This is a genomic window from Streptomyces sp. NPDC058665 (assembly GCF_042714995.1).
GTDB lineage: Bacteria > Actinomycetota > Actinomycetes > Streptomycetales > Streptomycetaceae > Streptomyces.
This window is the reverse complement of the sequence record NZ_JBHXRX010000093.1, coordinates 18,666-24,898: the sequence shown is the minus strand read 5'-3', so window position 1 is coordinate 24,898 and position 6,233 is coordinate 18,666. Positions and strand designations below refer to the sequence as shown.

General features: G+C 69.6%; 5 protein-coding genes and 1 pseudogene. 1 reads left to right on the top strand and 5 read right to left on the bottom strand.

Annotated elements, in window-relative coordinates; genetic code table 11:
* Window positions 1-78: 78 nt before the first annotated feature.
* The 4 genes from paaI to ACFWV8_RS35550 form a co-directional block, all read right to left on the bottom strand.
* A complete protein-coding gene (paaI, locus tag ACFWV8_RS35565) occupies window positions 79-510 on the bottom strand; it encodes a hydroxyphenylacetyl-CoA thioesterase PaaI (RefSeq protein ID WP_384214102.1) in 432 nt (143 codons plus the stop codon).
* Window positions 511-590: 80 nt separating this feature from the next.
* On the bottom strand, window positions 591-1,967 hold the full coding sequence (locus ACFWV8_RS35560) for a cytochrome P450 (RefSeq protein ID WP_384214098.1): 1,377 nt from the start codon (window positions 1,965-1,967) through the stop codon (window positions 591-593).
* Window positions 1,968-2,164: 197 nt separating this feature from the next.
* Complete coding sequence (locus ACFWV8_RS35555) at window positions 2,165-3,727, bottom strand: MDR family MFS transporter (RefSeq protein ID WP_384214111.1); 1,563 nt, start codon at window positions 3,725-3,727, stop codon at window positions 2,165-2,167.
* A 49-nt stretch (window positions 3,728-3,776) separates the two neighbouring features.
* Complete coding sequence (locus ACFWV8_RS35550; protein ID WP_384214095.1) at window positions 3,777-4,520, bottom strand: TetR/AcrR family transcriptional regulator; 744 nt, start codon at window positions 4,518-4,520, stop codon at window positions 3,777-3,779.
* Window positions 4,521-5,001: 481 nt separating this feature from the next.
* On the opposite strand from ACFWV8_RS35550, the gene ACFWV8_RS35545 reads away from it, so the two are divergent.
* On the top strand, window positions 5,002-6,075 hold the full coding sequence (locus tag ACFWV8_RS35545) for a fatty acid desaturase family protein (RefSeq protein ID WP_384214108.1): 1,074 nt from the start codon (window positions 5,002-5,004) through the stop codon (window positions 6,073-6,075).
* Here ACFWV8_RS35545 and ACFWV8_RS35540 read toward each other — a convergent pair.
* Window positions 6,047-6,233 (bottom strand): annotated as a pseudogene (locus ACFWV8_RS35540) (fibronectin type III domain-containing protein); the annotation flags it as partial. The gene ACFWV8_RS35545 and the pseudogene ACFWV8_RS35540 overlap by 29 nt on opposite strands.

The window sequence follows — 6,233 nt, the reverse complement described above, 5'->3', positions numbered from 1 at the left end:
ACCCCCACCACGCGGGGCCCCATCCCGCCCCGGATGCGGGCCCCCCTTTCGTGCACGGACCCTGAAGGAGCGACCGTGTCAGCCGCGCAATGCGCGGCTGCGCCCACGGAACTCGGCCAGCACCTCGTCCCCGCGCGTGAGACTGACGTCGTAGATCCCACCGCGCCCGAGCCGGGTCCGCTCCCGCGCGGTCGCGGTCAGGACATCCCCCTCGTGAGCCGGACGTACGAAGTCGATGTCGGCGCCCGCCGCGACGGTCACCGGGCCATGGCTGTTGCACGCGCACGCGAAGGCGCTGTCCGCGAGGAGGAAGAGATAACCGCCGTGGGCCGTGCCGTGCCCGTTCACCATGTCGGCCCGCACGCTCATCCGCAGGGTCGCCCAGCCCGGACCGGTGTCCACGAGGGTGATGCCCAGGCTCCGCGCGGTCGGATCGGCGGCGAAGTACTCCCGGCCGGCTCCGGCGGAGGGGACCGCGTCATGACCGGGGCGCGCACCTGCGATGTCCATGCGGCCGATCGTAGTGCCGTGCCCACGCGCCCCCGGATCGAGCCGCCGGGCCCGCCCACGGGGACGGACCCGGCGAGCAGTCAGGCGCTCCGCAGCGTCGCCCGCACCGGACGCCCCGGCTGGAGCGTGAGGCCCGTCTTGGGCGGGATCTCACCCGGGTCCAGGTCAAGACGGAACCGCTGCGCGAGCGTGGCGAGCACCAGCACCGCCTCGACCGTCGCGAAGCGGGCCCCGAGACAGGCCCTGGCGCCACCCCCGAACGGGAACCACGCGTGGTCCGGCACCGGCGTCGCCCCCTCGTCCCACCGCTCGGGCCGGAAGGCGTCCGGCTCGGCGAACCACCGCTCGTCGCGCTGCGCGCTCCACTGACTCGCCCAGAGCACTGTCCCCTCCGAGACCGCCCGCCCGCCCAGCGTCGAGCCCTCCTTCGCGATGCCCGTCATCAGCCACACGGGCGGATAGAGCCGCAGCGTCTCCCTGATGATCTGCTCCGTCCAGCGCAGCTCCTTGAAGTCGTCGAAGCCGGGCGTACGGCCGCCGAGAACGGTGGCCAGCTCGTCGGCCAGCCGCCGCCGTGCCTCCGGATTGCGCGAGAGCAGGTACCAGGCCCAGGTCAGCGTCGTACCGGTCGTCTCGTGGCCGCCGATGTAGAGGGTGACAGCCTCGTCCCGGATCTCTTTGTCCGTCAGCCGGTCGCCCTGCTCGTCGCGGGCGGCGAGCAGCCTGCTCAGGAGGTCGTCGCGGTCGGCGCCGTTGCGGTGCCGTTCCTCGGTCACCCGGCTCACTTCGCTGTCGATGACCGCGACGGCCTTCTTGAGCCGCTGCCGTCCCGGCGTCGGGATCCACGGCGGCAGAAAGAGCGTGAGACCCCGGAACTCCGCGCCGATGGCCGCCTGCGCGATGTCCATGGCCGGCCCGATCGTGCTCTCGCGGCCCGCCGTGTCCGTGCCGAAGAGGGTCCGTACGGCGATGCGCTGCGTCAGGCCCAGCATGTCCCGCCGTACGTCGATGTGGCCGCCCGGCTGCCAGGTGTCGGCCAGCGAGGACGCGCAGTCGACCATGGTCTCCGCATAGGCCCGCACCTGCCGGGGCCGGACCACCGGCTGGACCAGCGCGCGCTTACGGCGCCACGCGGCGCCCTCGGAGGTGACGACACCCTCGCCGAGCACCAGCTTGAACGCCCAGCCGAGTTCGGGGTGGCGGTAGTCCGTCTCGACCCCGGTGAGCAGTTCCCCGATGTGCTCGGGCTGCGACAGGAACAGCGCGCGCTGCGGGCCGAGCCGCCAGGAGACGACGTCGCCGTGGCCGCGCAGCCTGGCGAAGAAGCCGAGCGGGTCGCGCGAGAAGGCCGGCAGATTGCCGATCAGCGGCAGCTGCCTGGGGCCGGGCACCGGCGTGGCGGACAGGCGCGGCGCGGGCGTGTCCTGGCCGGTCGGGGAAGACGTACCGGTACTCATCTGAAGTCCTAGGCGCTGGGGGAAGGCGTACTGGTGTCCGTACGGTTGCCAGCCAAGCCGCCACGCGCGGCGGGCGCCAGACCACATTCGGCCCGTGATCGCGTGATCACGGGCCGGAACACGGGTGAGGGCGGTCGCTCCGCCCGCCGCCGGACGGCGACGAGAAGAACGACCGCCCTCGGACGGTCCCGCCGGACTCAGCTCACGGGCGCCGGCGACGACGGCTTGTCGCCGTCCGCCACCGCCTGCTTGGCCTCCTCGGCGAGCCGTTCCATACCGCTGGTCGTCTTCAGCGGCTTCTCCTTGATGAACAGCACGACCACCAGAGAGAGCAGCGCGAACGGGGCGGCCACCAGGAACAGGTCCGCCGTCGCCAGACCGTACGCGTGCTCGACCATCTCCCGCATCGGCGCCGGGAGCTTCGTCACGTCCGGCACGGAATCGCTCGATCCGCCGGACGCCGTCCCCTCCGTGCCCAGGCTCTTGGCCAGTTCGGATGCCACCCGGTTGGCGAGAATCGCCCCCAGGACGCTGGTGCCGATCGTGCCGCCCATGCTGCGGAAGAACGACAGTACGGAGGTGGCGGCGCCCAACTCCGCGGCGGGGACGTCGTTCTGGGCCGCGAGGACCAGATTCTGCATCAGCAGACCGACGCCGATTCCGAGCACGGCCATGTAAAGGCTGAGCAGCCCGAAGCCGGTGTTGGCGTCGATGGTCGACAGCATGGCCAGACCGGCGGTCATGGTGATGCCGCCCGCGATCAGATACACCTTCCACTTACCGGTGGCGCTGATGATCTGGCCCGCGACCGTGGACGACACGAGCAGACCCAGGATCATCGGCAGACCCATCAGCCCCGCCACGGTGGGCGACTTGCCGAGGGCGATCTGGAAGTACTGCGACAGGAAGACGGTGCCGCCGAACATCGCGACACCGACGAGCAGGCTCGCGATCGTGGTCAGCGTGACGGTGCGGTTGCGGAAGATGGTGAGCGGGATGACCGGTTCGGGCACCCGGGCCTCCACATAGACCGCGGCGACGAGCAGCAGCACACCACCGCCGGTCAGCGCGGCCGTCTGCCAGGACGCCCAGTCGAACTGGTTGCCCGCCAGAGAGGTCCAGATGAGGATCGCCGAGACACCGGCGACGATCAGGAACGCGCCCAGGTAGTCGATCTTCACGTCCCTGCGGACGGTGGGCAGGTGCAGCGTGCGCTGGAGCAGCGCGATCGCCAGCAGCGCGAACGGCACACCGATGAAGAAGCACCAGCGCCAGCCGAGCCACGAGGTGTCGACCATGACGCCACCGACCAGCGGTCCGGCGACGGTGCCGACGGCGAACACCGCGCCGAACATGCCGGCGTACTTGCCCAGCCGGCGCGGCGGGATCACGGCCGCCATCACGACCTGTGCGAGCGCGGTCAGACCGCCGGCGCCGATGCCCTGCATCACCCGGCTGAAGATGAGCAGTTCGACGCCCTGCGAGAAACCGGCCAGCAGCGAGCCGACGACGAACATGCCGAGCGAGAGCTGGAGCAGCAGCTTCTTGTTGTAGAGGTCGGAGAGCTTGCCCCACAGAGGCACCGTCGCGGTCATCGCGAGCAGTTCGGACGTGACGACCCAGGTGTACGCGGACTGGCTGGCGCCCAGGTCGGCGATGATGCGCGGCAGCGCGTTGGCCACCACGGTGCCCGCCAGGATGGCGACGAACATGCCGGCCATAAGTCCCGACATGGCCTGGAGGATCTGTCGGTTGGTCATGGAGGTGGGCGCCTGGTCGGGCGCCTCGATTGCGGTCAAGGTGGCCTTCTTACGATTCCGTGGAACGGCCGTCGGACGGACGGTCGTCGGTCTGTGGGGCCGGCTGGGGCAGCCCGGCGGACAGGTGCGTGAAGACGTCCCGGAAGATCCCGGGGAACGCCATCGGCGGGGAGTGGGCGTACCAGTGCTCGATGGCGACGCGTACGGCGGTGCCGGCGACCGCGGCGAGCAGCCTGGGGTAGAGCTCGATGTCGGCGTCGTCGCAGGGCTTGGCTTCGGCGCCCGTTCCGGTACGGGTCCCCGCCTCCGTACCGGCCGTGATGTCCGTACCGGCGCTGGGGCCGAGCCGGCAGGCGATCGTCCGGGCCATGTCGCGCTCCTCGGCCATGTGCAGGCCGAGGCCCCGGGCGAGCAGATGCGGGGACTTCTGCAGGACCTTGGCGCGCAGGCTCCAGAACTCGTGCTGTCGTTCGAGGTCGGCCAGCTCGCCGGCCATGGCCTCACGTACCGCTTCGAGGGGAGACAGCTCGGCGGGGGCGTCCCGGATCGCACGCCGGATGCGTTTCCCGATGTCGGGATCCGCCATGACGAACGCGTCGTCGTGGCTGTCGAAGTAGTTGAAGAACGTCCGCGGGGAGACACCGGCGGCGTTGCTGATGGCCTCGACGGTGACGTTCTCCGCCCCGTGCTCGGCGGCCAGGCGTACGGCTGCCTCGGCCAGCGCCGCGCGCGTGGCCTGTTTCTTGCGCTCCCGGAGACCTGCCCGGGGACCCTTGGTCGTCACACTTTGCATGGTATGCAAATATGCAGGCTCTGCAAAATTATTACCCGCCGAGTCGCGCGGGGAACTCCTCGGAGCCGTATCCGCGCTGTTCAGAAACTGTTTGCGGGCACTTGTTCATGCGGTGTAAGAAGCACAATTCGCGCGCAGGTTACACTTACCCGCAGGAGGCCCCAGCCCCTGACTACCCGCTGCCCCATGAGTGTGGGCAGCAGCACTGGTCCTCGGTGAGGATGTCAGCGGCATTCGCAGCGGCCATACCCAGTTGTCGCGTCGCCGGAGTGGTCCACTTCCGACCCGCACACAGTCATCGGGCTGTGTGCCGCAGTTGCCCACCCGTCCACGACCGGCAGCGACGTCCCCCTGGGCTTGTGTTCCTCACCAGCCACCCTGCCTGCCGAGCCGTCATACACCGGCACACGGTCGTGACACATTCGAAAGGCGTGGCCGCATGTCAGTCAACACCGCCAGTACCGTGGATGATTCCGCGGTACTGGAACCAGGCGCCGATTTCGCGGGTGAGGCCGCGAATCAGGCGTGCAGGGAAACGGGCAGCGATTTCGCGCGCCTCTCCAAGAAGATCATGGCAGCCGGTCTGATGCGACGGCGCCCCTGGTACTACACCCTGCGCCTGGGCATCGTCGCCGCTCTGTTCGCCGGCGGCTGGGTCGCCTTCGCGCTCGTCGGCGACAGCTGGTGGACGCTCGCCGTCGCCGCCTTCCTCGCCGTCGTCTTCGGCCAAGTCGCGCTCGTCGCCCACGATGTGGGCCACCGTCAGGTCTTCCGGCTGCGCAAGGCCAGCGTCCGCGCCGGCAAGATCGCCGGGAATCTGGCCATCGGCATGGGCTACGGCTGGTGGCAGGACAAGCACTCCAGGCACCATGCCAACCCCAACCACGAGGAGTTGGACCCGGATGTGATTCCCGACATCCTCGTATGGACCCAGGGGCAGGCCAAGGATGCCAAGGGGCTTCCCCGCCTCATCGGGCGTTCGCAGGCTTTCCTGTTCTTCCCGCTCCTCACCCTTGAGGGCTTCAACCTGCATGTCGCCGGCGTACGCGCGCTGGCCAACCGCTCTCTGAAGCAGCGGACTTCGGAGGGCGTCCTGCTCTTCACGCACTTCGCGGTCTACCTCGGAGCGCTGTTCGTCGTGCTGCCGCCCGGCAAGGCGATCGCCTTCCTCGCCGTCCACCAGTGCCTCTTCGGTCTCTACCTGGGCTCGATCTTCGCGCCCAACCACAAGGGAATGCCCACCCTGTCCGGCGACGACCGCCCGGACTTCCTCCGGCGCCAGGTGCTCACCTCCCGCAATGTGCGCGGCGGTTGGTTCACCGACATCGCCCTCGGCGGGCTCAACTACCAGATCGAGCACCACCTGTTCCCGAACATGCCGTCCCCGCAGCTGCGCGAGGCGCAGCCGATCGTCCGGCAGCACTGCGAGGAGCTGGGCATCAGCTATCTGGAGACCAGCCTGATCACCTCGTACAGCCAGGCTCTGCGCAGCCTGCACCACGCGGGTGCCCCGATCAGGGCGGGGGTTACGCCGTCGGGTCCGAACCCGTCCTGAGATGAACGACGTTGGACTGCTCGCCGTAGACGAAGGCGCGTACGCGGTACGACGCCCGCTTCTCCTCGGGCAGGGTGATCAGTCCGAACGAATTGATGTCCGGATCCAGTAGTGGGGGAGGCCGGGAGGCGCATGAGCGGGGCGGAGGGGCCAGAAGG